Annotated in this window: 35 protein-coding genes and 1 pseudogene; 2 read left to right on the top strand and 34 right to left on the bottom strand. The window is 63.4% G+C overall.

Going from position 1 to position 26367, the window contains the following annotated elements:
• Positions 1 to 41: 41 nt before the first annotated feature.
• Together IVA98_RS08505 and IVA98_RS08500 are read right to left on the bottom strand one after the other, a co-directional pair.
• Positions 42 to 1373: a replication-associated recombination protein A gene (locus tag IVA98_RS08505; protein ID WP_247354635.1), complete on the bottom strand. Its 1332-nt coding sequence runs from the start codon at positions 1371 to 1373 to the stop codon at positions 42 to 44.
• The gene (locus tag IVA98_RS08500) at positions 1370 to 2776 is read right to left on the bottom strand and encodes a DegQ family serine endoprotease (RefSeq protein ID WP_247306338.1); all 1407 of its coding nucleotides are present in this window, start codon (positions 2774 to 2776) and stop codon (positions 1370 to 1372) included. The genes IVA98_RS08505 and IVA98_RS08500 overlap by 4 nt, the downstream gene beginning before the upstream one ends.
• 311 nt (positions 2777 to 3087) lie before the next feature.
• Here IVA98_RS08500 and IVA98_RS08495 point away from each other — a divergent pair, with 311 nt between their 5' ends.
• Complete coding sequence (locus IVA98_RS08495) at positions 3088 to 4704, top strand: OprO/OprP family phosphate-selective porin (RefSeq protein ID WP_247306335.1); 1617 nt, start codon at positions 3088 to 3090, stop codon at positions 4702 to 4704.
• Positions 4705 to 4745: 41 nt separating this feature from the next.
• Here IVA98_RS08495 and IVA98_RS08490 read toward each other — a convergent pair.
• Positions 4746 to 5123, bottom strand: a pseudogene (locus tag IVA98_RS08490) (winged helix-turn-helix transcriptional regulator).
• Between the two features lie 123 nt (positions 5124 to 5246).
• Between IVA98_RS08490 and IVA98_RS08485 the strand changes: the two are divergent.
• Positions 5247 to 6260 carry a zinc-binding alcohol dehydrogenase family protein gene (locus IVA98_RS08485; protein ID WP_247337604.1) on the top strand — a complete coding sequence of 338 codons (1014 nt, stop codon included), beginning with the start codon at positions 5247 to 5249 and terminating at the stop codon, positions 6258 to 6260.
• Positions 6261 to 6310: 50 nt separating this feature from the next.
• On the opposite strand, the gene IVA98_RS08480 is transcribed toward IVA98_RS08485, so the two are convergent.
• The 31 genes from IVA98_RS08480 to fusA form a co-directional block, all read right to left on the bottom strand.
• Positions 6311 to 6607, bottom strand: coding sequence for a DUF1330 domain-containing protein (locus tag IVA98_RS08480; RefSeq protein ID WP_247337617.1), 297 nt, complete (start codon positions 6605 to 6607; stop codon positions 6311 to 6313).
• Between the two features lie 7 nt (positions 6608 to 6614).
• A complete protein-coding gene (locus tag IVA98_RS08475) occupies positions 6615 to 7403 on the bottom strand; it encodes an SDR family NAD(P)-dependent oxidoreductase (protein ID WP_247337603.1) in 789 nt (262 codons plus the stop codon).
• 422 nt (positions 7404 to 7825) lie between these two features.
• Positions 7826 to 8242 carry a 50S ribosomal protein L17 gene (rplQ, locus tag IVA98_RS08470; protein WP_247337602.1) on the bottom strand — a complete coding sequence of 139 codons (417 nt, stop codon included), beginning with the start codon at positions 8240 to 8242 and terminating at the stop codon, positions 7826 to 7828.
• 121 nt (positions 8243 to 8363) lie between these two features.
• Entirely contained in the window at positions 8364 to 9395 is a 1032-nt protein-coding gene (locus tag IVA98_RS08465; protein WP_247306321.1) for a DNA-directed RNA polymerase subunit alpha, read from the bottom strand.
• A gap of 109 nt (positions 9396 to 9504) precedes the next feature.
• Positions 9505 to 9894 (bottom strand): 30S ribosomal protein S11, encoded by a 390-nt coding sequence (gene rpsK / locus IVA98_RS08460; protein WP_007603045.1) that lies wholly within the window; start codon positions 9892 to 9894, stop codon positions 9505 to 9507.
• Between the two features lie 132 nt (positions 9895 to 10026).
• Positions 10027 to 10395, bottom strand: a complete 369-nt coding sequence (gene rpsM, locus IVA98_RS08455; RefSeq protein WP_247279371.1) for a 30S ribosomal protein S13 — start codon at positions 10393 to 10395, stop codon at positions 10027 to 10029.
• A gap of 185 nt (positions 10396 to 10580) precedes the next feature.
• Positions 10581 to 11450 (bottom strand): adenylate kinase, encoded by an 870-nt coding sequence (locus IVA98_RS08450; RefSeq protein WP_247337600.1) that lies wholly within the window; start codon positions 11448 to 11450, stop codon positions 10581 to 10583.
• A gap of 271 nt (positions 11451 to 11721) precedes the next feature.
• Positions 11722 to 13053 carry a preprotein translocase subunit SecY gene (gene secY / locus IVA98_RS08445; protein WP_247279369.1) on the bottom strand — a complete coding sequence of 444 codons (1332 nt, stop codon included), beginning with the start codon at positions 13051 to 13053 and terminating at the stop codon, positions 11722 to 11724.
• A 272-nt stretch (positions 13054 to 13325) separates the two neighbouring features.
• Positions 13326 to 13811: a 50S ribosomal protein L15 gene (gene rplO / locus IVA98_RS08440; protein ID WP_247279368.1), complete on the bottom strand. Its 486-nt coding sequence runs from the start codon at positions 13809 to 13811 to the stop codon at positions 13326 to 13328.
• A gap of 76 nt (positions 13812 to 13887) precedes the next feature.
• Entirely contained in the window at positions 13888 to 14082 is a 195-nt protein-coding gene (rpmD, locus tag IVA98_RS08435) for a 50S ribosomal protein L30 (protein ID WP_011088137.1), read from the bottom strand.
• Positions 14083 to 14106: 24 nt separating this feature from the next.
• Positions 14107 to 14703: a 30S ribosomal protein S5 gene (rpsE, locus tag IVA98_RS08430; RefSeq protein ID WP_247306313.1), complete on the bottom strand. Its 597-nt coding sequence runs from the start codon at positions 14701 to 14703 to the stop codon at positions 14107 to 14109.
• 47 nt (positions 14704 to 14750) lie between these two features.
• On the bottom strand, positions 14751 to 15113 hold the full coding sequence (gene rplR / locus IVA98_RS08425; RefSeq protein WP_247337597.1) for a 50S ribosomal protein L18: 363 nt from the start codon (positions 15111 to 15113) through the stop codon (positions 14751 to 14753).
• 11 nt (positions 15114 to 15124) lie between these two features.
• Positions 15125 to 15658 carry a 50S ribosomal protein L6 gene (gene rplF / locus IVA98_RS08420; protein WP_247354634.1) on the bottom strand — a complete coding sequence of 178 codons (534 nt, stop codon included), beginning with the start codon at positions 15656 to 15658 and terminating at the stop codon, positions 15125 to 15127.
• Positions 15659 to 15674: 16 nt separating this feature from the next.
• On the bottom strand, positions 15675 to 16073 hold the full coding sequence (gene rpsH, locus IVA98_RS08415; protein ID WP_008549240.1) for a 30S ribosomal protein S8: 399 nt from the start codon (positions 16071 to 16073) through the stop codon (positions 15675 to 15677).
• 14 nt (positions 16074 to 16087) lie between these two features.
• Positions 16088 to 16393 (bottom strand): 30S ribosomal protein S14, encoded by a 306-nt coding sequence (gene rpsN, locus IVA98_RS08410; RefSeq protein WP_018647251.1) that lies wholly within the window; start codon positions 16391 to 16393, stop codon positions 16088 to 16090.
• 46 nt (positions 16394 to 16439) lie between these two features.
• The gene (rplE, locus tag IVA98_RS08405; RefSeq protein ID WP_247354633.1) at positions 16440 to 16997 is read right to left on the bottom strand and encodes a 50S ribosomal protein L5; all 558 of its coding nucleotides are present in this window, start codon (positions 16995 to 16997) and stop codon (positions 16440 to 16442) included.
• Positions 16990 to 17304, bottom strand: coding sequence for a 50S ribosomal protein L24 (gene rplX, locus IVA98_RS08400; protein ID WP_011088142.1), 315 nt, complete (start codon positions 17302 to 17304; stop codon positions 16990 to 16992). Before rplX ends, rplE begins: the two co-directional genes overlap by 8 nt.
• A complete protein-coding gene (rplN, locus tag IVA98_RS08395) occupies positions 17304 to 17672 on the bottom strand; it encodes a 50S ribosomal protein L14 (protein ID WP_008549246.1) in 369 nt (122 codons plus the stop codon). Before rplN ends, rplX begins: the two co-directional genes overlap by 1 nt.
• Before the next feature lie 83 nt (positions 17673 to 17755).
• A complete protein-coding gene (rpsQ, locus tag IVA98_RS08390) occupies positions 17756 to 18004 on the bottom strand; it encodes a 30S ribosomal protein S17 (protein WP_008549247.1) in 249 nt (82 codons plus the stop codon).
• A 13-nt stretch (positions 18005 to 18017) separates the two neighbouring features.
• Positions 18018 to 18224 carry a 50S ribosomal protein L29 gene (gene rpmC / locus IVA98_RS08385; RefSeq protein WP_011088144.1) on the bottom strand — a complete coding sequence of 69 codons (207 nt, stop codon included), beginning with the start codon at positions 18222 to 18224 and terminating at the stop codon, positions 18018 to 18020.
• A 5-nt stretch (positions 18225 to 18229) separates the two neighbouring features.
• Positions 18230 to 18643 (bottom strand): 50S ribosomal protein L16, encoded by a 414-nt coding sequence (gene rplP / locus IVA98_RS08380; protein ID WP_018647247.1) that lies wholly within the window; start codon positions 18641 to 18643, stop codon positions 18230 to 18232.
• Between the two features lie 30 nt (positions 18644 to 18673).
• Positions 18674 to 19399, bottom strand: coding sequence for a 30S ribosomal protein S3 (gene rpsC, locus IVA98_RS08375; protein ID WP_247279364.1), 726 nt, complete (start codon positions 19397 to 19399; stop codon positions 18674 to 18676).
• 17 nt (positions 19400 to 19416) lie between these two features.
• The gene (rplV, locus tag IVA98_RS08370) at positions 19417 to 19806 is read right to left on the bottom strand and encodes a 50S ribosomal protein L22 (RefSeq protein WP_035729589.1); all 390 of its coding nucleotides are present in this window, start codon (positions 19804 to 19806) and stop codon (positions 19417 to 19419) included.
• Between the two features lie 10 nt (positions 19807 to 19816).
• Positions 19817 to 20095, bottom strand: a complete 279-nt coding sequence (gene rpsS / locus IVA98_RS08365; protein ID WP_008136357.1) for a 30S ribosomal protein S19 — start codon at positions 20093 to 20095, stop codon at positions 19817 to 19819.
• Positions 20096 to 20107: 12 nt separating this feature from the next.
• Entirely contained in the window at positions 20108 to 20941 is an 834-nt protein-coding gene (rplB, locus tag IVA98_RS08360; RefSeq protein ID WP_247337593.1) for a 50S ribosomal protein L2, read from the bottom strand.
• A gap of 12 nt (positions 20942 to 20953) precedes the next feature.
• Positions 20954 to 21256 carry a 50S ribosomal protein L23 gene (locus tag IVA98_RS08355; RefSeq protein WP_008136362.1) on the bottom strand — a complete coding sequence of 101 codons (303 nt, stop codon included), beginning with the start codon at positions 21254 to 21256 and terminating at the stop codon, positions 20954 to 20956.
• Positions 21253 to 21873, bottom strand: a complete 621-nt coding sequence (gene rplD, locus IVA98_RS08350) for a 50S ribosomal protein L4 (protein WP_018647243.1) — start codon at positions 21871 to 21873, stop codon at positions 21253 to 21255. Before rplD ends, IVA98_RS08355 begins: the two co-directional genes overlap by 4 nt.
• A 1-nt stretch (position 21874) precedes the next feature.
• On the bottom strand, positions 21875 to 22588 hold the full coding sequence (gene rplC, locus IVA98_RS08345) for a 50S ribosomal protein L3 (RefSeq protein WP_247306305.1): 714 nt from the start codon (positions 22586 to 22588) through the stop codon (positions 21875 to 21877).
• Between the two features lie 52 nt (positions 22589 to 22640).
• The gene (rpsJ, locus tag IVA98_RS08340) at positions 22641 to 22949 is read right to left on the bottom strand and encodes a 30S ribosomal protein S10 (protein WP_002712302.1); all 309 of its coding nucleotides are present in this window, start codon (positions 22947 to 22949) and stop codon (positions 22641 to 22643) included.
• Positions 22950 to 23036: 87 nt separating this feature from the next.
• Positions 23037 to 24227, bottom strand: a complete 1191-nt coding sequence (gene tuf / locus IVA98_RS08335) for an elongation factor Tu (protein ID WP_211406468.1) — start codon at positions 24225 to 24227, stop codon at positions 23037 to 23039.
• A gap of 40 nt (positions 24228 to 24267) precedes the next feature.
• Positions 24268 to 26340 carry an elongation factor G gene (gene fusA / locus IVA98_RS08330; RefSeq protein ID WP_247337592.1) on the bottom strand — a complete coding sequence of 691 codons (2073 nt, stop codon included), beginning with the start codon at positions 26338 to 26340 and terminating at the stop codon, positions 24268 to 24270.
• Between the last annotated feature and the right edge of the window lie 27 nt (positions 26341 to 26367).

The following is a 26367-nucleotide window of genomic DNA, read 5'->3' as shown; positions in this document are numbered from 1 at the left end:
CCAAAAGAGCCCTTTCGTCACGACGAAATGGCGATTGGGCCTCAGCCACCCCGCTCCTTGCGCAGCTTAGCCCAGTAATCCAGCCGTTTTCTGATCTCGCGCTCGAAACCGCGCTCGGGCGGGTCATAGAAAGTCTGGCGGCCCAGGGCTTCCGGGAAATAATCCTGGCCGGAGAAGGCTTCCGGCGTGTCGTGGTCGTATTCGTAAGCTGCGCCGTAGCCTTCCGACTTCATCAGCTTGGTCGGGGAATTGAGGATGTGTTTTGGCGGCAGCAGCGAGCCGGCTTGTTTTGCCACCCGCATCGCCATGCCGAAGGCAGTGTAGACCGCGTTCGATTTCGGCGCGGTGGCGAGATAGACCACGGCCTGCGCGATCGCGAGCTCGCCCTCGGGATGGCCGAGAAAGTCGAAGGCGTCCTTGGCCGCATTGGCGATGACGAGCGCCTGTGGATCGGCAAGCCCGATGTCCTCCACGGCCATGCGCACGACGCGACGGGCCAGGAACAGCGGATCCTCGCCGGCATCGAGCATGCGCGCGAGGTAATAGAGCGCGGCATCGGGATCGGAGCCGCGCACCGATTTATGCAGCGCCGAGATCAGGTTGTAATGGCCGTCGGCCGACTTGTCGTAGATCGGGGCGCGGCGCTGCAAAATCTCTTGCAACTGCGCGGCGTCGAATATCTCGTCCTTGCGCGCGGCGCGCCAGACTTCCTCGGCGAGCGTCAGCGAGGCACGTCCGTCGCCGTCGGCCATGCGCACCAGAACCGCGCGTGCCTCGGCATCGAGCGGCAGCTTCTTGCCCTCGACCGCCTCGGCATGGGCGAACAGCTTTTCGATCGCGGCAGCATCGAGCGAGCGAAACACCAGGACGCGCGCGCGAGAGAGCAACGCCGCGTTGAGCTCGAACGACGGATTCTCGGTGGTGGCGCCGACCAGGACCACCGTGCCGTCTTCCATCACAGGCAGAAACGAATCCTGCTGGGCACGATTAAATCGATGCACCTCATCGACGAACAGCAGCGTGCCCTTGCCCGTCTCGCGGCGGGCGCGCGCGGCATCGAAGGCCTTCTTCAAATCGGCGACACCGGAGAATACCGCCGAAATCTGCTCGAAATGCAGGTCCGTTGCATCCGCCAGCAGCCGCGCCACCGTGGTCTTGCCGGTACCCGGCGGCCCCCAGAAGATGAGCGAGCCGAGCGTGCGCGTCTCCAACATGCGCGTCAGCGCACCGTCCGGACCGAGGATGTGGTCCTGGCCCACAACCTCCGACAGCGCGCGCGGACGCAGCCGGTCCGGCAGCGGATGTGGAGCGTCGTGATCGAGCCCCGCCGCGGCGAAGAGAGTTGGCGTCTCCTGTGGTCGCTTCGGACTCATCCGCCTAGCGTGACGTTGATCTGCTGGCCGCCGCGCACCAGCGTGATGCGCCAGATCCGCGACCGCTCGCCGGCAGCTTTCTCGAGGTCCCCGGTCTTGCTGATCTTTTGGTTGTTGACGGCCAGGATGATGTCGCCTTTCTGGAAACCGACATTAGCGGCCGCGGTATCGCCGCCGATATCGGTGATCACGACGCCTTCGGTGTCGGCATCCAGATGCAATTCGTCGGCGAGCGCCGGCGTGATGGTCGAGACTTTCGCGCCCTGGAACGGCGAGCGCGCGGTCACGACGAGTTCGTTGCGGCCGGTGTCGGGGGCAGTCTCCAGCGCCACCGTCAGCTTGACGGGCTTGCTGCCGCGCTGCACGTCGATCTGCGCGGTACCGCCCAGCGGACGGGTCGCGAAGCGGTAGTCGAAGGCGTTGGGATCGTCCACGGTCTGGCCGTCGATCCCGATGATGAGGTCAGAGGATTTCAAGCCGGCTTTCGCCGCGGGGCCATTCGGCACCACGCTTGCGACCAGCGCGCCGGTCGGCGAGCGCAGGCCGAGGCTTTCGGCGATCTCGGGCGTCACCGCCTGCAATTTTGCCCCGAGCCACGGCCGCTTCACTGCCTTGCCGCCACCCTTGGCGGAAGCGACGACGACGCGCACCATGTTGGCGGGAATCGCAAAGCCGATGCCTTGCGAGCCGCCGGAGCGCGAATAGATCGCAGTGTTGATGCCGGCGAGCTTGCCGCTCATGTCGACCAGCGCGCCGCCGGAATTGCCAGGATTGATCGCCGCATCGGTCTGGATGAAGAACTGGTAGTCGGTGATGCCGACCTGCGTGCGCGCCAGCGCCGAGATGATGCCGTGGGTCACGGTCTGGCCGACGCCGAAGGGATTGCCGATGGCAAGGACGACGTCACCGACCAGCAATTCGTCGGAATTGGTGAAGTCCAGGGTCGGGAATTTCTCCTTGGAGTCCTTCAGGCGGAGCACGGCGAGATCGGTGCGGGAATCCTTCAGCAGGATCTCGGCCTCGAATTCGCGCTTGTCCGACAATGACACTTTCACCTGGTCCGCGCCCTCGATGACGTGGACATTGGTGACGACGAGGCCGGAGGCATCGACGATGACTCCGGAGCCGAGCGAACGTTGCATCTGCTCGGGCTGCTGGCCCGGCACGCCGAAGAAACGGCGGAAGATGGGGTCGTCGAGCAGCGGATTGCGGTTCTGCACCACCTTGGCGGCATAGACGTTGACGACGGCCGGCTGCACACGCTGCACGATCGGTGCATAGGACAGCCGCAGCTCGGCCGGCGACGATGGGACCCGACGGTCCTGCGCAGCAGTCGGATTGAAGTGGGCTGAAAACGCTATGCACAGGGCCGCGACGACGGCGCTCCAGGTCGATCGAAACATTCCTACCTCTTGGAAAAGACGCCGGAATATAGGCGCGTTCGCCCGCCAATAGAAGGGCGCCGGGCGGCAATATTCGGCCCATTCCCCGCGGTGTCCGAGGTGCAAGCACAGCGTGCGAATGGGCAATTTGCCAGAGCGGTGGATTGGCATGATGCGTGTCATCCACCATTGTAGTGTCGAGCGGATTCGGTTGCGGCGAATTGGCATCAGTGGGAACCGCGCAACCGGGCGCAGCGTCGCGGGGCAGTCATCGATCACACCTAGGCTCCGCCAGCGACTTGGGGAAGTTCGTCAAACGATGGAGTCATGACATGAGCAGAACAAGGATTGCGGCCACGGCGATTGGTCTCGCCGGCGCGCTGGCGGCCTCGCAGGCCCAAGCCCAAGCCCAAACGGTAAGCAGCAGCGAGGAGATCGCGCTGTTGAAGCAGCAGCTGAAGATGCTGGAGCAGAAGCTCGACAAGCTCCAGAGCCAGACCGCGGCGAACACAGCGGCTACGGCGAAGGCCAGAGCCGAAGCGAAGGCTGAAGCTAAGGCCGAGGCGCGCTCGGAGGCAAAGGCCGTCGTTGCCAACGCCAATGCGGCAATCCCCGTCAAAGGACCGGCGCCGGCCTCCGGTGTCGTCGTGACGATGCCGAACAACCGGCCGACTGTCTGCACCGCGGATCAGGCCAATTGCGTTGCCATCACCAGCCGCCTGCACTGGGATGTCGGTGGCTATGACTATCGTCCGAACACCGCGGCGACTGTGCCGCAGAAGCTCGACAGCGGCCAGAACGTTCGCCGCGCGCGCATCGGCCTCACCGGCAAGTTCTTCAACGACTGGAACTTCGCGCTGGTCTACGACTTCGGCGGCTCGTCCGATGGATTTGGCGGCGCGGCGCCGGGATCCCTTCCGGGCGGTGGCGTCTCCGGGGTCGAGAACGCCTATCTCAGCTACACCGGCTTGAAGCCGTTCGGCGGACGGATGGCGATCGAGGCCGGCATCATGGACCTGCCCTACACCATGGACGAGGCGACGAGTTCCAACGACATCATGTTCATGGAGCGCGCCTCGCCCGGCGTGATCGCAACCAACATCGCGGCCGGCGACTTCCGCTCCGCAGCCGGTGCGCGCTGGTTCAACGACCAGCTCTGGATCGGCGGCTATGTCACGGGACCGTCGACCGGTGCGATCCACTCCGCGTCGAGCGCGGCACCACCCGGTACCAGCGAGCAATATGGCGCGGTGGCGCGCGTGGCCGGCAATCCGATCAGCGGCAAGGATTATTCGGTACATATCGGCGCCGACGCGCAATGGCTGATCCAGCCGCCGCGCAACCTGATCGCCAACACGCAGACGGTCACGCTCAGCGACCGTCCGGAATTGCGTCTCGACCCGACCACGCTGATCTCCACCGGCGCTATCGCCAATGCCTCAGGCGCGCAGGTCTACAGCGTCGAGGCAGCGGCGACCTACGGCCCGTTCATCGTTCAGGGTGAGTACTTCTGGTACAATGTCGATCGCACAGCCAACACCGGCGTGCCGCTGGTCGGCGCACCGAGCCTGAAATTCCAGGGCGGCTATGCCCAGGCCGGATACGTGCTGACGGGCGAAGGCCGGACCTACAATGCGGCCAACGCGGCCTATAGCGGCGTCAAGCCGGCGCACCCGTTCTCGCTCGACGGTGGCGGCTGGGGCGCCTGGGAGATCGCGGGACGTTTCTCCACCATCGATCTCAACGACCAGCTGGCAACCGCCAACGGCGTCGCCGGCGGACGGCAGACGGTCTACACGCTCGCGCTCAACTGGTACGTCAACGGCAACGTCCGCTTCATGCTCGACTACCTGCACGGAACTGTGTCACGGCAGGCCTCGCCGATCTCGACCGCCGATGTCGGCTCGAAGTTCGACGCCGTCGCGATGCGCACGCAGTTCGCGTTCTGAGGCAATCTCATCCGGGAGCAGATCGATCCGCTCCCGGATGTTTACGCCGCGCGCTTCGGCTTCTTCACCACGACCGGCGGCGGCGCACAGGACAGCCGCTGCTGGTGGCTCTCGCCCCAGGCCTTCAGGATGTCGATGACTGGCTAGAGGCTCTCGCCGAGTTCGGAGAGGCAATACTCCACGCGCGGCGGCACCTCCGCATAGACCTTCCGAATCACGAGCTTGTCCTCCTCAAGCGCGCGAAGCTGCTTGGTCAGCATGCGCTGGGTGATGCCGGGCATCCGGCGACGCAATTCGCCGAAGCGCTGGGTGCCGCTCTGGAGGTGGTAGAGGATGACACCCTTCCACTTGCCGTCGATCAGATCCAGCGTCGCCTCGACCGAGCAGCCGGGGCGCCGGGCAAAATTGCGCCGTTTCATGCGTGTTTTTCCGATAGTATCCAAACAGGGACTATATCCCCAAATTTACAGTACTTGCCAAATCGGGGCCAGAGCGACAGTTAGGGCGGCGAGCGAACAGAAGCCATCTGATGGAGACAAGCCATGAAGGCCGTCGGCTACAGGAAATCGCTTCCGATCGAGGACGCGGATTCACTCATTGATTTCGAGACCGCAAAACCCGAGCCTGGAGGGCGCGACATCCGCGTCGCCGTGAAGGCGATCTCGGCCAACCCGGTCGACTACAAGGTGCGCAAGCGCGCCGCCCCGCCCGAGGGCGAGATCAAGATCCTCGGCTATGACGCGGCGGGCGTGGTCGATGCCATCGGTCCCGACGTCACGCTGTTCAAGCCAGGTGATGAAGTGTTTTACGCTGGTTCTATTCTGCGTCAGGGTACCAACTCGGAATACCACCTGGTTGACGAGCGCATCGTCGGCAACAAGCCGAAGAGCCTGTCGTTCGCGCAAGCGGCCGCCCTCCCCCTCACCTCCATCACCGCATGGGAGCTTCTGTTCGACCGTCTCGGCGCAATACCCGGCAAGAGCGTCGATCCGCGCACACTGCTGATCACCGGCGGCGCCGGTGGCGTCGGCTCGATCCTGATCCAGCTCGCCCGCCGCCTCACTGGCCTCACAGTGCTCGCGACCGCGACGCGGCCGGAGTCGCAAAAATGGTGCCTCGATCTCGGCGCCCATGCGGTGATCGACCACGGCAAGCCGATGAAGGAGCAGATCGAGAGCTTGAGGCTGCCGCCGGTCGCGTTGGTCGCAAGCCTCACCTTCACCGACCAGCACTACAAGGCGATCGCTGAGTTCATGGCACCGCAGGGCAAGTTCGGCCTGATCGACGATCCGCCGGAATTCGCCATGAGCACATTCAAGGGCAAGGCGATCTCGGTGCACTGGGAGTCGATGTTCACGCGTTCCTCGTTCCAGACCCCCGACATGATCGCGCAGCATCATCTGCTCGATGACGTCGCCGACCTCATCGATAAGGGCGTGTTGCGCACCACGCTCGACCAGACCTTCGGCACCATCAATGCGGCCAACCTCAAGCGCGCGCACGCGCTGCTCGAAAGCGGCAAGTCGCGCGGCAAGATCGTGCTGGAGGGGTGGTAGCGGCTCCGGCGTCGGTGCGTAGGGTGGGTTAGCCGAAGGCGTAACCCACCCTACGTTTCCGCCACGCCTTCGACGAACATCAGCCGCCGCTCCAGCGCCGTCTGCCGCACTCTTAGCGCTTCGGCATATTCCGTTGAAGCGTACCATTCCTTCAGCCTCGCCATCGACGGGAATTCGACGATGACGATAGCCTTCGGTGGAAGATTACCTTCGGCCAGTTCAGCCTTGCCGCCGCGGACGAGATAACGCCCGCCGTATTGCGCGATCGTCTTCTCGGCCAGCGTACGATAGGCTTCAAATTCATCGGGATCGCGCATCTCGACTTCGGAAATCACATAGGCTGTCATGCCGACCTCACGCAATGGTGTTGACGATGCCGCCTTCCGCCCGCAACGCCGCACCGTTGGTCGCGGATGCTTCCTTGGACGCGACATAGACCACCATGTTGGCGATCTCGTCGACGCTGGCGAAGCGTTGCAGCAGCGAACTCGGGCGATGCTGCCTGACAAAATTGGCGGCGGCCTCTTCCACCGACTGTCCGTTCTGCCTAGCGAGATCCTTGACGAAGGTCTCGACGCCCTCGGACATGGTCGGGCCGGGCAGCACGGAATTAACTGTGACGCCGGTGCCGCAAGTGAGCTGCGCGAGGCCCCGCGCGACCGAGAGCTGGGCCGTCTTACTCATGCCGTAGTGAATCATCTCGACGGGAATGTTGAGTCCGGACTCCGAGGAGATGAAGACGATGCGGCCCCAATTGCGCTTCAACATGCCTTTCATATACGCCCGCGACAGACGGACGCCGCTCATCACGTTGACTTCGAAGAAGCGACTCCAGTCCTCGTCGGGAATCTCGAAAAACTCCTTCGGCTCGAAGATGCCGGCATTGTTGATGAGGATGTCGATCTCGGGAAGCGCCGCCACGAGCGCCTCGCAGCCTGCCGCCGTTGAGACGTCGGCGGCGATGCCACGGATCTTGGCGCCGGTCTCTTCCAGCTTGCGGACGGCGGCATCGACCTTGTTCCGGCCGCGGCCGTTGATCACGACGCTGGCGCCCGAAGCGGCAAGGCCCTTGGCGATGGCGCGGCCGATGCCGGCAGTGGAGCCGGTCACCAGCGCGGTTTTTCCCGAAAGGTCGATGTTCATGCGTTATCTCCATTGAGGTTGGTGGAAATATGTGCCCCGCGTGCCATCGCAATCACCGCTCACCGACGCGTGAGTACCAACGGCCACAACACGGAATCGTAGGCGGGCAAAGCCAAGCGTGCGCATCATTCAGAGCGCTCGCGAAGCCTTCTGCAGCATTCGGTGCGAAACGCACGGTCGCCGAATTCTGCAGATCCGGGTCGGGCGTCTTCCAAACTTCGGAAGAGACATCCAGATGCACAAGCCACGTTCCGCGGCTATCGTAGGGCTTGCTGCTGATCCTCAGATGGCTTTGATCGAGCTCCTTCGGATTCCCGCTGCTCCAAAAAAGCGAAGCTCCACCCTTCCGGCGCTCGAAGCACGGCACGGAAAAAAAGCGGCGCCCGAGGGCGCCGCTTTCAAATTTCGGACTGCCGAAAGGCTTACGCCGCCTCGGCTTCCTTTTCCTGCACCGGACCGGAATCCTGGCCCTTGGCATCGACGTCGCGGTCGACGAACTCGATTACGGCCATCGGGGCGTTGTCGCCGTAGCGGAAGCCGGCCTTGATGATGCGGGTGTAGCCGCCCTGGCGGTCCTTGTAGCGGGCCGCGAGCGTATCGAAGAGCTTCTTGACCATGTCGAGGTCGCGCAGCTCCGCGATCGCCTGGCGGCGTAGCGACAGGCCACCCTTCTTGCCGAGGGTGACGAGCTTCTCGACGATCGGGCGGAGCTCCTTGGCCTTGGGCAGCGTGGTGACGATCTGCTCGTGCTTGATCAGCGCAGCCGCCATGTTAGCGAACATCGCCTTGCGATGCTCGGCCGTGCGGTTGAGCTTCCGATGAACCTTGCCGTGACGCATGTGTTTATTCCTTACGTATGAACTGCCGCGACGGTTCGTCGGACAAGTTGCTCAGGTGGGCTTCCTGCGTTCGCCCATGAAAATCGTGGCCGGATGTCTCCGGCCACGACGGTGAAGTCGATCAGTAGTGATCCTCGAAGCGCTTGGCGAGCTCGTCGATGTTTTCCGGCGGCCAGCCCGGCACTTCCATGCCGAGGTGCAGCCCCATCTGGGCCAGCACTTCCTTGATCTCGTTCAGCGACTTGCGGCCAAAGTTCGGGGTGCGGAGCATTTCCGCTTCACTCTTCTGCACGAGATCGCCGATATAAACGATGTTGTCGTTCTTCAAGCAATTGGCCGAACGCACCGAGAGCTCGAGCTCGTCCACCTTCTTGAGGAAAGCCGGGTTGAAGGCGAGGTCCGGGATGATCTCCTGGGCGACTTCCTTCCGCGGCTCTTCGAAATTGACGAACACGTTGAGCTGATCCTGGAGGATGCGCGCGGCGTAGGCCACGGAATCATCCGGCGAGATCGCACCGTTGGTTTCGATCGTCATGGTCAGCTTGTCGTAGTCGAGGATCTGACCCTCGCGGGTGTTCTCGACCTTGTAGGAGACCTTGCGGACCGGCGAGTACAGGCTGTCGACCGGGATCAGGCCGATCGGCGCGTCCTCGGGACGGTTGCGCTCGGCGGGTACGTAACCCTTGCCGGTCGAGACCGTGAACTCCATGCGGATCTCCGCACCCTCGTCGAGGGTGCAGATCTGGAGGTCGGGGTTGAGCACGGTGACGTCGCCGACGGTCTGGATGTCGCCAGCGGTGACGACGCCCGGGCCCTGCTTCTTCACGACCATGCGCTTGGGGCCCTCGCCCTGCATCTTGATCGAGATGTCCTTGATGTTGAGCACGATGTCGGTGACGTCCTCACGGACGCCAGCGATCGAGGAGAACTCGTGCAGCACGCCGTCGATGTGCACCGACTGCACCGCCGCGCCCTGGAGCGAGGAGAGCAGGATGCGCCGCAGCGCGTTGCCGAGGGTCTGGCCGAAGCCGCGCTCGAGCGGCTCGGCGACGATGGTCGCGAAACGGTTCGAATCGCTGCCGGACGTAACCTGGAGCTTGTTCGGTCGAATCAGTTCTTGCCAATTTTTCTGGATCGTCACTGTTTCACCCATACAGGCCAGTCAATTTGAAACTCAAATACTGGCGTTGGAGAAAGGCCGCAGATGATTCCCGCGGCTTCGCAAAAAACATCGCGAGCGCCGACGCGCTCGCAACTTCGTATTAAACGCGCCGACGCTTCCGGGGACGGCAACCGTTGTGCGGGATCGTGGTCACGTCGCGGATCGAAGTGACGGTGAAGCCCGCGGCCTGGAGCGCGCGGAGCGCCGATTCGCGGCCCGAACCGGGACCGGCCACTTCGACTTCCAGCGTGCGCATACCGTGCTCCTGCGCCTTCTTGGACACGTCCTCGGCGGCAACCTGCGCGGCATACGGGGTCGACTTGCGCGAACCCTTGAAGCCCATCGTGCCGGCGGAAGACCAGGCAATCGTGTTGCCCTGCGCATCCGTGATGGTGATAGTCGTGTTGTTGAACGACGAGTTCACATGCGCGACGCCGGAGGCGATGTTCTTGCGCTCACGGCGGCGAACGCGGGTGGCTTCCTTGCCCATTGAGTCCCTTTCCTGACGATCTCAAACGCCGCCGTAATGCCAGCGGCTACACCTGTGGAAGCGAATAGCGAGTAGCAAATGGCGAATAGGGAAACGCCCCTACTCGCCACTCGCCACTTCCAATTCGCCAGTTTACTTCTTCTTGCCGGCGATGGCCTTCGCCGGGCCCTTGCGCGTGCGCGCGTTGGTATGAGTGCGCTGACCGCGCACCGGCAAACCGCGACGATGACGCAGGCCGCGATAGCAGCCGAGGTCCATCAGACGCTTGATGTTGATACCGACCTCACGACGCAGATCGCCCTCGACGAGATAGTCGCGGTCGATCACTTCGCGGATCTGGAGCACTTCGGCGTCGCTGAGCTGATTGACGCGACGATCCGCGGGGATCTTCACCTTCTCCAGGATCTCACTGGCGATCTTCGGGCCGATGCCATGGATATACTGGAGCGCGATCAGCGCGCGCTTGTTGGTGGGAATGTTCACGCCGGCAATACGGGCCACGGCCTTCTCTCCTGTCGCCGATCCTCGTCAGGATCGGGCTTTAAGTGCTTGTGTTCTCGGGCAGGTGTTCACAAACGCGAACACGACGCCCACCCCCGGTCTTCCTGGGGCCCGGCATCGTCTGAAACTATCCGACTTGGATGCGGGGCTTATTAGGGGATTCCGGGGGCGCTCGTCAACCGCTGCTAGCGTTTGGCTCGCTTTTTCGTGACCTTTTTTGCGGCCTTTTTGGCACCCTTCTTGACGGCCTTTTTGGCAGTCTTCCTGGTCGCCTTCTTTGCTGTCTTCCGGGCGGCCTTGCCGGCGCCCTTCAGGGCCTTCTTGGCGGTCTTTTTTGCGGATTTGGTTGTCTTTTTGGCCGTTTTTGCCGGCTTTTTGGCCGCTGTCTTCGCTGCCTTGGCCTTCTTGGCCGGCGCAGCCTTGGCCGCACTGCGGGCATGCGTCTTGCCGTGGCTCTTGGGCTCGACCGCCCCGAGCGCCAGGAGCTGGCGGTGGATGGCACGGGTGACCTCGTCGATGGCCATCATGCCGTCGATGGTCGAGAGCTTCCGCCGCTCGGAATAGTAGTGAATCAGCGGTTCCGTCTGGCTGCGGTAGCTGGCGAGGCGCTTGGTCAGGACCTCCGGGGTGTCGTCGACCCGGACCTCCTCCCCGCGCTCGCGCATCTGGGCGACGCGGGTCTCGACGCGGTTCAGGAGCGCGCTCTCGTTGACACGCAGCTCGATCACGGCATCGAGCTTGAGATGCTTGCGCTTGAGCAGTTCGTCCAGCGCCTCGGCCTGCGGCACGGTGCGTGGGAAACCGTCGAGGATGAAACCGTTCTTGGCATCCGGCTGGTCGATGCGGTCGGAGATGATTCCGACCACGACCTCGTCGGGCACGAGGCCGCCGCTGGCCATGATCTCCTTGGCCTTCAGCCCGACCGGCGTTCCTGCCGCAACGGCCGCGCGCAGCATCTCGCCGGTCGAGAGCTGGACGATGCCATAGCGCTGCACCAGCAGCTGCGCCTGGGTCCCCTTGCCCGACCCCGGCGGTCCCAGAAGTATAATTCTCATCGGCGTACGCCCCCCCGGATTGGTGAGCGATACGTCGCGCACCTGTGTTTGAAGATCAAGGACAGTGCAAACCATAATCGGCGCTGCACCGCTACCCATATCATAGGGGAGCGGATGGGCTGACGCCAAGAAGGGCTTTGAAATCAGTGATTGTGCTGCTGTGAGTACAGCTCTGCCGATGCGACCGAATGGCTGCTGCCGTGCAAGCGCCGCAAGTTGGTGGCGGAGCGAATCGGCGGCGTAATCGCGCCGCCTTCAGGGGACGCCGCGCTTAGCGGCGGCGGCCGCGCAGCTTCGACTTGCGGATCAGGCCTTCGTACTGATGCGCCAGCAGATAGCCCTGCACCTGCGCCACCGTGTCCATGGTGACGCTGACGACGATCAGCAGCGAGGTGCCGCCGAAGTAGAACGGCACCGAGGCGTAGGAGATCAGGATCTCCGGAATCAAGCAGACGATCGCCAGATAAATCGCGCCGAGCACGGTGATGCGTGACAGCACGTAGTCGATATATTCGGCGGTGCGCTCGCCGGGACGGATGCCCGGAATGAAGCCGCCGTGCTTCTTCAGATTGTCCGCGGTCTCGGTCGGGTTGAACACGATCGCGGTGTAGAAGAAGGCGAAGAAAACGATCAGCGCCAGATACATGATCAGGAACAGCGGACGGCCGTGGCCGAGCTGGGTGGTGATCCACTGGAACCATTCCGGTCCGCTGCCGGCGTTGAAGTTCGCCACCGTGGTCGGCAGCAGCAGCAGCGAGGACGCGAAGATCGGCGGGATCACGCCCGAAGTGTTGAGCTTGAGCGGCAGATGCGAGGACTGGCCCTCGAACATCTTGTTGCCGACCTGACGCTTCGGATACTGGATCAGCAGGCGGCGCTGCGCGCGCTCCATGAACACGATGAAGGCGATCACGGCGACCGCCATGATGATGACGACCAGGATCAGACCGGTCGACATCGCCCCCTGACGGCCGAGCTCGAGCATGTTGGCGAGCGCCGCGGGCAGCTCGGCCACGATGCCGGCGAGAATGATCAGCGAGATGCCGTTGCCGATGCCGCGCGAGGTGATCTGCTCGCCGAGCCACATCAGGAACATGGTGCCGCCGGTCAGTGTGATCGCCGTGGACAGGCGGAAGAATAGGCCAGGCTCGCTGACGACGTTGCCGGCGCCCTCGAGGCCCACCGCGATGCCGTAGGACTGGAATGCGGCCAGGATGACGGTGAGATAGCGGGTGTACTGGTTGAGCGTCTTGCGGCCGGCCTCGCCTTCCTTCTTCAGCGCCTCAAGCTGCGGTGAGACGGTGGTCAGGAGCTGGATAATGATCGAGGCCGAGATATACGGCATGATATTCAACGCGAAGATCGCCATGCGGTGGATGCCACCGCCGGCGAACATGTTGAACATGCCGAGGATGCCGCCCGCCTGGGACCGGAACACCTGCTCCCAGATGTTGGGATCGATGCCGGGCAGCGGGATGTAGGTGCCGAGCCGATAAACGAGCAGCGCACCCAGGGTGAACCAGATGCGCTTCTTCAGTTCGTCGGCCTTGGCGAACGCGCCGAAATTGAGGTTGGCTGCCAGTTGTTCCGCTGCAGAGACCATCTTGGACTTTCTCCCGCCGCCTGTTGCGCCGTCATGCCCGCGGCCGGGCTACTCTAAAGCGCGATGAGATCAGGATGCCTCATCATCGCGCTCTAGGTTGTCGTTTTCAGCATGATCTTCTCGGAAAACCGCTTCACACTTTGCGCTAACGCGGTCTTTCGGGTCCCGATCATGCTTTAGCGGACGCCGGACATTATCTGGGGCTCGGCTTCGATAAGTCCATCGTCCCGCATGCGTAAAGGCCCGCGAGGCGCGGGCCAATGACGCAGTTGTTACGCCGCCTCGCCTTCTTCCTTGGCAGGGGCGAGGATCTTCACCGAACCGCCGGCCTTCTCGACCGCCGCGATCGCGGTCTTTGAGGCGCCGTGCGCTTCGATGTTGAGCTTGGACTTGAGTTCGCCGCGGCCGAGCAGCCGCAGGCCGCCCTTGGCGCGGCGCAGCACGCCGCCCTTCACCAGCGCCTCGACGTTCACGACGCTGCCGGCGTCGATCTTCTTGGCATCGACCGCTTCCTGGAGCCGGTCGAGATTGATCTCGGCGAACTCGACGCGGAAGATGTTGTTGAAGCCGCGCTTCGGCAGACGGCGATGCATCGGCATCTGGCCGCCTTCGAAACCCTTGATGCGCACGCCCGAACGCGCGGTCTGGCCCTTGCCGCCGCGGCCCGACTGCTTGCCCTTGCCCGAACCGATGCCGCGGCCGACGCGCATACGCTTCTTGCGCGAGCCGGCGTTGTCGGCGATATCGCTGAGCTTCATCGCCCTTCTCCTTGTGTCTTGCGCACGATCTTCACCGAAAACCGGGTGCCCGCTTTTCGGGATCCTGCGCCGTTTCTTACTTCTCGTCGACGATGCGGACGAGATGGTGAACCTTCTCGATCATGCCGCGGACCGCCGGGGTATCCGGCAGTTCGCTGGTGCGGCCGATCTTGTTGAGCTTGAGCCCGATCAGCGTCGAGCGCTGCGAGTGATGGCGGCGGATCGCGCTGCCGGTCTGCTCGAGCTTGATCGTCTTTGCGGCCTTGGCCATGGGAGTCTACTCCGAAAGCTTCCGTTACTCGGCAGCCGCCTCGGCGTCACCGCCGATACGACGGGACTGGAGGGTGGACACCTTGATGTTGCGGCGCGCAGCAACCGAGCGCGGCGAATCCTGATGCTTCAGCGCGTCGAAGGTCGCACGAACCATGTTGTACGGGTTCGACGAGCCGATCGACTTCGCCACCACGTCCTGGACGCCGAGCGTCTCGAAGACGGCGCGCATCGGGCCACCGGCGATGATGCCGGTGCCGGCCGGAGCGGCACGCAGGTAGACACGGCCCGCGCCATGACGGCCGGCGATGTCGTGATGGAGCGTGCGGCCCTCGCGCAGCGACACGCGAGTCAGGTTGCGCTTGGCGGATTCGGTCGCCTTGCGGATCGCCTCAGGCACTTCGCGCGCCTTGCCGTGACCGAAGCCGGCGCGGCCCTTCTGATCGCCGATCACGACCAGCGCTGCGAAACCGAAGCGCTTGCCGCCCTTGACGACCTTGGCCACGCGGTTGATGTGGACGAGCTTGTCGACGAACTCGCTGTCGCGCTCCTCGCGCTCCCTGCGTTCACGTCCGCCGCCGCGTTGATCGCGTCCACCACGTTGTTCGCGTTCAGCTGCCATGGTTTTTCCAATCCTTCAGAGGCTTGCGCCTCAATCCTCAAATTCTGTTAGAAGCTCAGCCCGCTCTCACGCGCGGCGTCGGCAAGAGCCTTGACGCGCCCGTGATAGAGATAGCTGCCGCGATCGAACACGACTTCTTTGACGCCCCTCTCGGCAGCGCGCTCCGCCAGCAGCTTGCCGACCGCCTTCGCCGCATCGATGTCGGCGCCGGTCTTGCCGCCGTCCCGCATCGACTTCTCGAGCGAAGAGGCAGACGCCAGCGTCTCGCCCTTGAGGTCGTCGATGACCTGGGCGTAGATGTGCTTGGACGAGCGGAACACCGACAGGCGCGGGCGGCCACCCCCGGAGCGGCGCAGCTTCAGCCGCACACTCCGCTTGCGCCGGGCATTCGTAACCTTGGCTTTCGACATGACCGGCTCCGTTACTTCTTCTTGCCTTCCTTGCGGAAGATGAATTCGCCAACATACTTCACGCCTTTGCCCTTGTAGGGCTCCGGCGGGCGATAGCCGCGGATCTCGGCTGCGACCTGACCAACGCGCTGGACGTCGCTGCCGGTCACCGTGATCTCGGTCGGCTTCGGCACGGTAATCGTGATCCCTTCCGGGATCGGATAGATCACGTCGTGGCTGTAACCGAGCGCGAGCTGCAGGTTCTTGCCCTGCATCGCGGCGCGGTAGCCGACGCCGGTGATCTCGAGCTTCTTCTCGAAGCCGTTGGTGACGCCCTCGACGAGGTTCGCGACCTGAGCGCGAGCGGTGCCGTAAAGCGCCCGCGCGCGATTGGTCTCGAACCGCGGCTTGACCTTGATCTCGCCGCTCTCGAGCTTCACCTCGACGTCGTCATGGACGACGAACTGAAGCTGGCCCTTGGGCCCTTTCATCTTGACGGTCTGCCCATCAACGGTCGCGGTAACGCCCGACGGAACCGCTACAGGCCTTTTGCCAACACGTGACATGGATCAAAAATCCTTCTCAGAACACCGTGAAGAGGACTTCGCCGCCCACATTCGCGTCGCGCGCGCTGTGGTCGGCCATAATCCCCTTCGGCGTCGACAACACCGAAATGCCGAGTCCGTTGTTGACCCGCGGCAGAGCCTTCACCGAGGCGTAGACACGACGTCCCGGCTTGGAGACCCGTTCGATCTCGCGGATGACGGGCTCGCCGTCGAAATACTTCAGCTCGATCTCGATCTCGCTGCGGCCCGAGGGATGCTCGAGCGTGGCGTAACCGCGGATGTAGCCCTCGGACTTCAGCACCTCGAGCACGTTCTCGCGCATCTTCGAGCCAGGCGTGGAGACCTTGGTCTTGGAGCGCATCTGCGCGTTGCGGATGCGGGTGATCAGATCGCTGATTGGATCGTGCGTAGACATCTAAACGACCCTCCTTACCAGCTCGACTTCACGAGGCCCGGGACCATGCCCTTGGAGCCAAGGTCGCGCAGTGCGATACGGGACAGCTTGTTCTTGCGGTAGTTCGAGCGGGGACGGCCGGACAGCTCGCAACGCAGACGGATCCGGGTCGCCGACGAGTTACGCGGCATTTCCGCCAGCTTCAACGTCGCAGCGAAGCGCTCTTCCATCGGCAGCTTCTTGTCGGCGATGATCGCCTTCAACCGCTCGCGCTTGGCGGCGGCGTTCTTCACCATCCGCTTGCGCCGGTTGTTCTTCTCGACTGAACTCTTCTTTGCCATGCTTGGCTCCTGGGTATCCGCGTTTGAGAGGCTTTAGGTCAGCGTCTCACTGCCGGAACGGGAAATTGAAAGCGGTCAACAAGGCCCTCGCCTCTTCGTCGGTCTTGGCCGTGGTGCAGACGGTGATGTCCATACCGCGGGCTTCCGTGACCTTGTCGAAGTCGATCTCGGGGAAAATGATGTGCTCCTTGATGCCGAGCGAGTAGTTGCCGCGGCCGTCGAAGCTCTTCGGGTTCAGGCCGCGGAAGTCGCGGACGCGCGGCAGCGCGACCGTCACCAGGCGATCGATGAACTCGTACATGCGCGCCTTGCGCAGTGTGACCTTGCAGCCGATCGGCTGATTCTCACGCAGCTTGAAGCTCGCGATCGCGACGCGCGAATAGGTCACGATCGCCTTCTGGCCGGCGATCTGGGTCAATTCGGCAGCGGCGGTCTCGGCCTTCTTGCGATCGTTGACGGAATCGCCAACGCCCATATTTAGCACGACCTTGTCCAGACGCGGAACCTGCATGACGTTCTCGTAACCGAACTTCTCGGTCAGCGCCGTGCGGATCTTCGCATCATATTCCGCGCGCAGGCGCGGCGTGTAAGCGGCCTCAGCCATCGATCTCAGCTCCCGAGCTCTTGGCGATGCGGACCTTCTTGCCGTCCGCCAGAATCTTGAATCCGACGCGGGTCGGCTTTCCGTCCTTGCCGACATACGCGATGTTGGACAGTTGGATCGGCGCCTCTTTCGAGATGATGCCGCCCTCCTGGGCCTGCGTCTGCTTCTGGTGACGCTTGACCATGTTGATGCCGCGCACGAGCGCAGTGCCGGCGTCGGGACGTACCTCGAACACCTCGCCGGTCCGGCCCTTGTCGCGACCGGTCAGCACGACGACCTTGTCGCCCTTGCGGATCTTCGCAGCCATCACAGCACCTCCGGCGCGAGCGAAATGATCTTCATGTGGTTCTTGGCGCGCAGCTCGCGCGGCACGGGCCCGAAGATGCGGGTTCCGACCGGCTCGGCCTGGTTATTGATCAGGACGGCCGCGTTGCGGTCGAAGCGAATCACCGAACCGTCGGCGCGGCGGATGTCCTTGCGGACGCGCACCACGACGGCCTTCATCACGTCGCCCTTCTTCACCTTGCCACGCGGGATGGCTTCCTTGATCGAGACGACGATGATGTCGCCGATCGTGGCGTAGCGGCGCTTGGATCCTCCGAGCACCTTGATACACATGACACGGCGTGCGCCAGAATTGTCGGCCACGTCGAGGTTGGTCTGCATCTGAATCATTGATGCACCTCGTCCTCTTCTCTTTGCGCCAGCCCAGCCGGCGCTCAACATTTCCCTGAAGTCAGTCGGCTAAAGCCAAAAGATCAGGCGCTTTTCTTGTGCTCGCCCCGGATCACGACCCAGCGCTTCAACTTCGAAATCGGCTTCGATTCCTCGATCCACACCACGTCGCCCGGCTTGAACTGGTTGCTCTCGTCGTGCGCGTGATAGTTCTTCGAACGGCGGATCGTCTTCTTGTAGATCGGGTGCGTGAAGCGGCGGTCGACGCGCACCACGATGGTCTTGGCTTGCTTGTCGCTGACGACCACGCCCTGCAAAGTACGTTTCGGCATCTTCGTAAGCCTCTTACTTCTTCTTCGCGCGCGTCTGCGCGGCGACGGTCTTGATCCGGGCGATGTCGCGCCTAGCCTCGCGCAGGCGCGAGGTGTTCTCGAGCTGCCCGGTGGCGCGCTGGAAGCGCAGGTTAAAGCGCTCCTTCTTCAGGTTCAGGATGGCATCATCCTGCTGGTCGGGGCTCATCGCGCGGATGTCTTCGATCTTCATCTGGGCCATGGCCATTACTCCGCAATTCGTTCGACGAAGCGCGTCTTGATCGGCAGCTTGGCGGCCGCCAGGGTCAGCGCCTCGCGCGCGGTCTGGGTGTTGACGCCGTCGATCTCGAACAGCACCCGGCCCGGCTTGACGCGCGCGACCCACAGTTCCGGCGAACCCTTGCCGGAGCCCATGCGGACTTCGGCCGGTTTCTTCGATACCGGAACGTCGGGAAACACGCGGATCCAGACGCGGCCGGCGCGCTTCATGTGGCGGGTCAGCGCGCGGCGGGCGGCTTCGATCTGGCGCGCGGTGACGCGCTCAGGCTCGGTCGCCTTCAGGCCGTACTGGCCGAAAGCCAACGTCGCGCCCGAAGACGCAACGCCGTGGATGCGGCCCTTATGCGCCTTCCGGAACTTCGTTTTCTTAGGTTGCATCATGGCTTTAAGCCCTCAAATTCCTGTGCTGGCTCAGGCTGCAGCCGAATCGCGGCGCTGACGGCCACCACGATCACCACTGCCGCCCGTCTCGCCTTCGGCCATTCTCTTGTCCTGGGCCATCGGATCGTGCTCGAGGATCTCGCCCTTGAAGATCCAGACCTTGACGCCGCACGTGCCGAAGGTTGTGAACGCGGTCGCAACGCCGTAGTCGATGTCGGCGCGCAGCGTGTGCAGCGGCACGCGACCTTCGCGGTACCACTCCATGCGCGCGATTTCCGCACCGCCAAGCCGTCCCGAGCAATTGATGCGGATGCCTTCCGCGCCGAGACGCATCGCCGACTGCACAGCGCGCTTCATGGCGCGGCGGAACGCCACGCGGCGCTCGAGCTGCTGCGCAATCGACTCGGCCACCAGCGTCGCGTCGAGCTCCGGCTTGCGGATCTCGACGATGTTGATGACGACGTCGGACGAGGTAATGTCCGCGACCTTCTTGCGCAGCTTGTCGATGTCGGCGCCCTTCTTGCCGATCACCACGCCCGGACGGGCCGAGTGGATGGTGACGCGGCACTTCTTGTGCGGACGCTCGATCACGATGCGGGCGACGGCGGCCTGCTTGAGTTCCTTGTGCAGGATCTCGCGGATCTTGACGTCCTCGTGCAGCAGCTTGCCGTATTCCTGCTTGCCGGCGAACCAGCGAGAATCCCAGGTCCGGTTGATGCCGAGACGCAGACCGATCGGATTGATCTTTTGACCCATCGTGTTCTCCTGCGCCTTTAAGCGGCTGCTGCTTCGGCTTCGACCTGACGAACGATGATCGTCAGCTGCGAAAATGGTTTGTAGACACGGCCCGAGCGGCCACGGCCGCGGGCGGCGAAGCGCTTCATCACGAGGCCGTTGCCGACGAAAGCCTGCGCCACGACGAGATCATCGACGTCGAGGTCGTGATTGTTCTCGGCATTGGCGATAGCCGATTCCAGGCACTTCTTCACATCGACCGCGATCCGCTTGCGCGAAAACTGCAGGTCGGCGAGCGCGGCAGACGCCTTCCGGCCGCGAATGAGCTGGGCGACCAGGTTGAGCTTCTGCGGGCTTACCCGCAGCATCCGGGCGACCGCCTTGGCCTCGTTGTCGGCGAGGCTCCGTTCGCGCTTAGGTTTGCTCATCGTTTAATCCTCAAGCCTTCTTGGCTTTCTTGTCGCCGGAGTGGCCATGGAAGGTCCGGGTCGGCGAGAACTCGCCGAACTTGTGACCGACCATTTCCTCGTTGACGGCCACCGGCACGTGCTTCTGGCCGTTGTAGACACCGAAGGTCAGGCCGACGAACTGCGGCAGGATCGTCGAGCGACGGCTCCAGATCTTGATGACGTCGTGACGGCCGGACGCGCGCGCGGCATCTGCCTTCTTGAGCAGAGAACCCTCGACGAACGGGCCTTTCCAGACTGAACGAACCATGTCCGGCGTTCCTTACTTCTTCCGCTTGTGGCGGCTTAGGAGAATGAATTTGTTGGTCGACTTGTTGGTGCGGGTCTTCTTGCCCTTGGTCGGCTTGCCCCACGGAGTGACCGGGTGGCGACCGCCCGAGGTACGACCTTCACCACCGCCGTGCGGATGGTCGATCGGGTTCATCGAAACGCCGCGGTTGTGCGGCTTGCGGCCCAGCCAACGGTTGCGGCCGGCCTTGCCGATCGAGGTGTTCATGTGATCCGGGTTCGACACGGCGCCGATCGTGCCACGGCAACGGCCGTGCACCAGGCGCTGCTCGCCCGAGTTCAGGCGGATGATCACGTAGTCCTGGTCGCGACCGACGAGCTGGGCGTAGGTGCCCGCGGAACGGGCGAGCTGACCGCCCTTGCCGATCTTGACTTCGATGTTGTGGATGATCGTGCCGACCGGCATGTTGCCGAGCGGCATGACGTTGCCCGGCTTCACGTCGACGTAGTTGCCGGCAACGACGGAATCACCGACGGCCAGACGCTGTGGCGCCAGGATATAGGCCTGGGTGCCGTCCTGGTACTTGACCAGCGCGATGAACGCGGTGCGGTTCGGATCATATTCGAGCCGCTCAACCGTCGCCGGCGCATCGACCTTGTCGCGCTTGAAGTCGACGGTGCGCAGCGTCTGCTTATGACCACCGCCGCGGAAACGCACGGTGATACGGCCGGTGTTGTTGCGGCCGCCCGAGGAGTGCTTACCCTCGGTGAGCGCCTTGACCGGCTTGCCCTTGTAGAGGGCCGAACGATCGACCATGACCAGCTGGCGCTGGCCCGGCGTCGTGGGATTGAATGTCTTCAGTGCCATCGTCGTACGACCTTACAGACCGGTGGTGACGTCGATCCGGTGGCCCTCTTCGAGGGTCACGATCGCGCGCTTACTGTTCGACTGCGAGCCGAGATTGCCGCGGAAGACCTTGGTCTTGCCCTTGCGGACCAGCGTGTTGACGCTCTTGACCTTGACGTCGAACAGCTTCTCGATCGCTTCCTTGATCTGCGGCTTGGTCGCCTTCGCGGCCACCTTGAACAGCACCTTGTTGTGCTCCGAGGCGATCGTCGCCTTTTCGGTCACGACCGGCGACAGGATCACGTCGTAGTGGCGAGGCTCGATGTTCTTCGTCATTTGAAGCGCGCCTCCAGCGCATCGATGGCGGCCTTGGTCAGAACGAGCTTCTGACGGCGCAGGATGTCATAGACGTTGATGCCCTGGATCGGCAGCACGTCCATGTTCGGGATGTTACGCGCGGCCGCGGCAAATCCGTTGTTGAGCTCGGCACCGTCGATGATCAGCGCGTTGGTGAGTCCCAAGCCCGAGAAGTGACCGAGCAGCGCCTTGGTCTTGGCGGCTTCCAGCGCGGCCTTCTCGATCACGACGAGATCGCCGTCCTTGGCCTTGGCCGAGAGCGCATGCTTCAGCGCGAGCGCGCGGACCTTCTTCGGCAGGTCGGTGGCGTGCGAGCGCACCACCGGGCCGAAGGCACGGCCGCCGCCACGGAACTGCGGCACGCGGGCCGAGCCGTGACGAGCACCGCCGGTGCCCTTCTGCTTGTACATCTTCTTGCCGGTGCGCCAGATCTCGGCGCGGCCCTTGGCCTTGTGCGTGCCGGCCTGGCGCTTGTTGAGCTGCCACTGCACGCAGCGCGCGATGATGTCCTCGCGCGGCTCAAGGCCGAAAATGGCGTCGGAAAGCTGGACCGAGCCGGCTTCCTTACCTTCGAGGGTCGTGACCTTCAATTCCATCTCACGCCTCCTGCGCAGCCGGGGCGGCTTCCGCTTCGCCAGCAACCTTGAACTTGCCGGGCTTCGGAGCTTCCTTCGGCAGCGGCTTCTTGACGGCGTCGCGCACGCGGATCCAGCCGCCCTTGGAGCCGGGAACGGCGCCTTCGACGAGGATCAGGCCGCGCTCGACATCGGTCTGGACGACACGAAGATTGAGCGTGGTGATGCGATCGACACCCATGTGGCCGGGCATCTTCTTGTTCTTCCAGGTCTTGCCGGGGTCCTGACGGCCACCGGTCGAACCGATCGAGCGGTGCGAGATCGACACACCGTGCGTGGCGCGCAGACCGCCGAAGTTCCAGCGCTTCATACCGCCGGCAAACCCCTTACCGACGGAGGTGCCGGTCACGTCGACGAACTGGCCGACGACGAAGTGATCGGCCTGGATCTCGGCGCCGACCGGGATCATGGCATCCGCGGTGACGCGGAATTCCTCGACCCGGCGCTTCGGCTCGACCTTGGCGACGGCGAACTGACCGCGCTCGGCCTTGGGCATGTAAACGGTCTTGCGGCTGCCAGAACCGAGCTGGAGCGCGACGTAACCATTCTTCTCTTCGGTGCGGTGGCCTACGACCTGGCAATTGCCGAGCTTCAGCACGGTCACGGGAATATGTTCGCCGGCCTCCGTGAAGACCCGCGTCATCCCGACCTTTTGTGCGATCACTCCGGAGCGCATCGGCTTGCTTCCTGTTCTTTCTGTCCGCTTGACGCGAACGGGATCCAAAATCTTAGAGCTTGATCTCGACGTCGACACCGGCGGCAAGGTCGAGCTTCATCAAAGCATCGACGGTCTGCGGGGTCGGATCGACGATGTCGAGCAGGCGCTTGTGAGTGCGCATCTCGAACTGTTCGCGGCTCTTCTTGTCGACGTGGGGCGAACGGTTGACGGTGAACTTCTCGATGCGGGTGGGCAGCGGAATGGGTCCGCGGACCTGCGCGCCGGTGCGCTTCGCCGTGTTCACGATCTCACGGGTCGACGTATCGAGGATACGATGGTCGAACGCCTTGAGACGGATACGAATGTTTTGGCCGTTCATTGCCGTGCTTTCTTTGAGTAGAGTGGCGAGTAGCGAGCAGCGAAATAGAATTCCCTATTCGCCACTCACCATTCCCTATTCGCTTGTTTACTCGATGATCGAGGCGACGACGCCGGCACCGACGGTGCGGCCGCCTTCGCGGATCGCGAAGCGGAGCTTCTCCTCCATCGCGATCGGCACGATCAGGTGCACTTCCATCGCGATGTTGTCGCCCGGCATCACCATCTCGGTGCCTTCCGGCAGGTGCACGACACCGGTCACGTCGGTGGTGCGGAAGTAGAACTGCGGACGGTAGTTGGTGAAGAACGGGGTGTGGCGACCGCCCTCTTCCTTGGTGAGGATGTAGGCCTCGGCCTTGAACTTGGTGTGCGGCTTGACCGAACCGGGCTTGGCCAGAACCTGGCCGCGCTCGACGTCCTCGCGCTTGGTGCCGCGGAGCAGCGCGCCGATGTTGTCGCCGGCCTGGCCCTGATCCAGCAGCTTGCGGAACATTTCGACGCCGGTGACGGTGGTCTTCTGGGTCGCGCGCAGACCGACGATCTCGATTTCCTCGCCAACCTTGACGACGCCGCGCTCGACACGGCCGGTCACGACGGTGCCGCGGCCTGAGATCGAGAACACGTCTTCAACCGGCATCAGGAACGGCTGGTCGATCGGACGCTCCGGCTGCGGGATGTACTCGTCGACGTTGCGCATCAGCTCGAGGATGGCGTCGTGGCCGAGCTTCTTGTCGGAATCTTCGAGAGCGGCGAGCGCCGAACCCTTGATGATCGGAATCTTGTCGCCGGGGAATTCGTACTTCGAGAGCAGCTCGCGAACTTCGAGTTCGACGAGCTCGAGCAGCTCCGGATCGTCAACCATGTCGCACTTGTTGAGGAACACGACGAGCGCGGGCACGCCGACCTGACGGGCGAGCAGGATGTGCTCGCGGGTCTGCGGCATCGGGCCGTCAGCGGCCGACACGACCAGGATCGCACCGTCCATCTGGGCGGCGCCGGTGATCATGTTCTTGACGTAGTCGGCGTGGCCGGGGCAGTCGACGTGGGCGTAGTGGCGGTTCTTCGTCTCGTACTCGACGTGGGCGGTCGAGATGGTGATGCCGCGCGCCTTCTCTTCCGGCGCCTTGTCGATCTGGTCGTACGCGGTGAACGTCGCGCCGCCGGTCTCGGCGAGGATCTTGGTGATCGCCGCGGTCAGCGACGTCTTGCCATGGTCGACGTGACCGATGGTGCCGATGTTGCAGTGCGGCTTGTTACGTTCAAACTTTGCTTTGGCCATTTGACTCTCCGTTCAATCGTCAGCTTGAGACCGACGACAATCAGGCAAACTTCTTCTGGACTTCTGCCGACACGTTGGCCGGCGCTTCTGCGTAGTGGTCGAACTGCATGGTGAAGGTCGCGCGACCCTGGCTCATCGAGCGCAGATTGTTCACGTAACCGAACATGTTCATGAGCGGCACCATCGCATTGATGACGTTGGCGTTGCCGCGCATGTCCTGACCCTGGATCTGACCGCGCCGGGAGTTCAGGTCGCCGATGACCGAGCCGGTGTAGTCTTCCGGGGTCACCACTTCGACCTTCATGATCGGCTCGAGCAGGACGGACTTGCCCATCTGGAGCGCTTCGCGGAAGCAGGCGCGCGAGGCGATTTCGAAGGCGAGCGCCGACGAGTCGACGTCGTGATACTTGCCGTCGACGAGCGTCACCTTGACGTCGACCACGGGGAAGCCAGCGACCACGCCCGATGACAGCACGCTCTCCAGGCCCTTCTCGACGCCGGGGATGTATTCCTTCGGCACCGCGCCGCCGACGACCTTCGATTCGAACTCGAAGCCCTTGCCGGGCTCGTTTGGCTCGACGATGAACGACACGGCCGCGAACTGGCCGGTACCGCCGGTCTGCTTCTTGTGGGTGTAGCTGTGCTCCACCCGCTTGGTGATGCGCTCACGGAACGCCACCTGCGGCGCACCGATGTTGGCGTCGACCTTGTAGGTGCGCTTGAGGATGTCGACCTTGATGTCGAGATGAAGTTCGCCCATGCCCTTGAGGATGGTCTGGCCGGACTCGTGGTCGGTCGACACGCGGAAGGACGGATCCTCCGCGGCGAGCTTGGCCAGCGCCACGCCCAGCTTCTCCTGGTCAGCCTTGGACTTCGGCTCGATCGCGATCTCGATAACCGGCTCGGGGAATTCCATCTTCTCCAGGATCACCTGCTTGTCGGGATCGCACAACGTGTCACCGGTGCGCGCTTCCTTCAGGCCGGCCAGCGCGACGATGTCGCCGGCATAGGCTTCCTTGATGTCCTCGCGGTTGTTCGCATGCATCAACAGCATGCGCCCGATGCGCTCCTTCTTCTCGCGGGTCGAGTTCACGACGCCGGTGCCGCTCTGCAGAACGCCGGAGTAGATGCGGCAGAAGGTGATGGTGCCGACGAACGGGTCGTCCATGATCTTGAACGCGAGCAGCGCCAACGGCTCCTTGTCGTCCGCCTTGCGCACGACTTCGTTGCCCTTGTCGTCGGTGCCCTTGATCGCGGGCACATCGAGCGGCGACGGCAGATAGTCGACGACGGCGTCGAGCAGCGGCTGCACGCCCTTGTTCTTGAAGGCCGAGCCGCACAGCACGGGATAGAACGCGCCGGTCAGCACCGCCTTGCGGATCAGCCGCTTCAACGTCGCCTCGTCCGGCTCCTTGCCGTCGAGATAAGCGGCCATGGCGTCGTCGTCGAGCTCGACGGCGGCTTCCACCATCTTCTCGCGGTATTCCTTGGCCTGGTCGACGAGCTCTTCCGGAATGTCGACATAGTCGAATTTCGCGCCGAGCGATTCATCGTTCCAGACGACGCCCTTCATCTTCACGAGGTCGACGAGACCCTTGAAGTTGTTCTCGGCACCGATCGGAAGCTGGATCGCGACGGGCTTGGCGCCGAGGCGATCGACGATGTCAGCCAGGCACTTGAAGAAGTCCGCACCGATCTTGTCCATCTTGTTGGCGAAGACGATGCGCGGAACCTTGTACTTGTCGCCCTGGCGCCAGACCGTCTCGGTCTGGGGCTCGACGCCCTGGTTCGAGTCGAGCACGCAGACGGCGCCGTCGAGCACGCGCAAGCTGCGCTCGACTTCGATGGTGAAGTCGACGTGGCCGGGCGTGTCGATGATGTTCAGGCGCTTGCCGTTCCAGAACGCGGTAGTCGCAGCCGAGGTGATCGTGATGCCACGCTCCTGCTCCTGCTCCATCCAGTCCATCGTCGCGGCACCTTCGTGCACTTCGCCGATCTTGTGGCTCTTGCCGGTGTAATAGAGGATACGCTCGGTCGTCGTCGTCTTGCCGGCGTCGATATGCGCCATGATACCGAAATTACGGTAGTCCTCGATGGCATGTTGGCGGGGCATGGGGTGTTCCTTGCGAGTCCGTTTGTT

The organism is Bradyrhizobium sp. 160 (assembly GCF_023073735.1).
Classification (GTDB): Bacteria; Pseudomonadota; Alphaproteobacteria; order Rhizobiales; family Xanthobacteraceae; genus Bradyrhizobium.
This window is presented reverse-complemented; position numbering and strand designations above follow the sequence as displayed.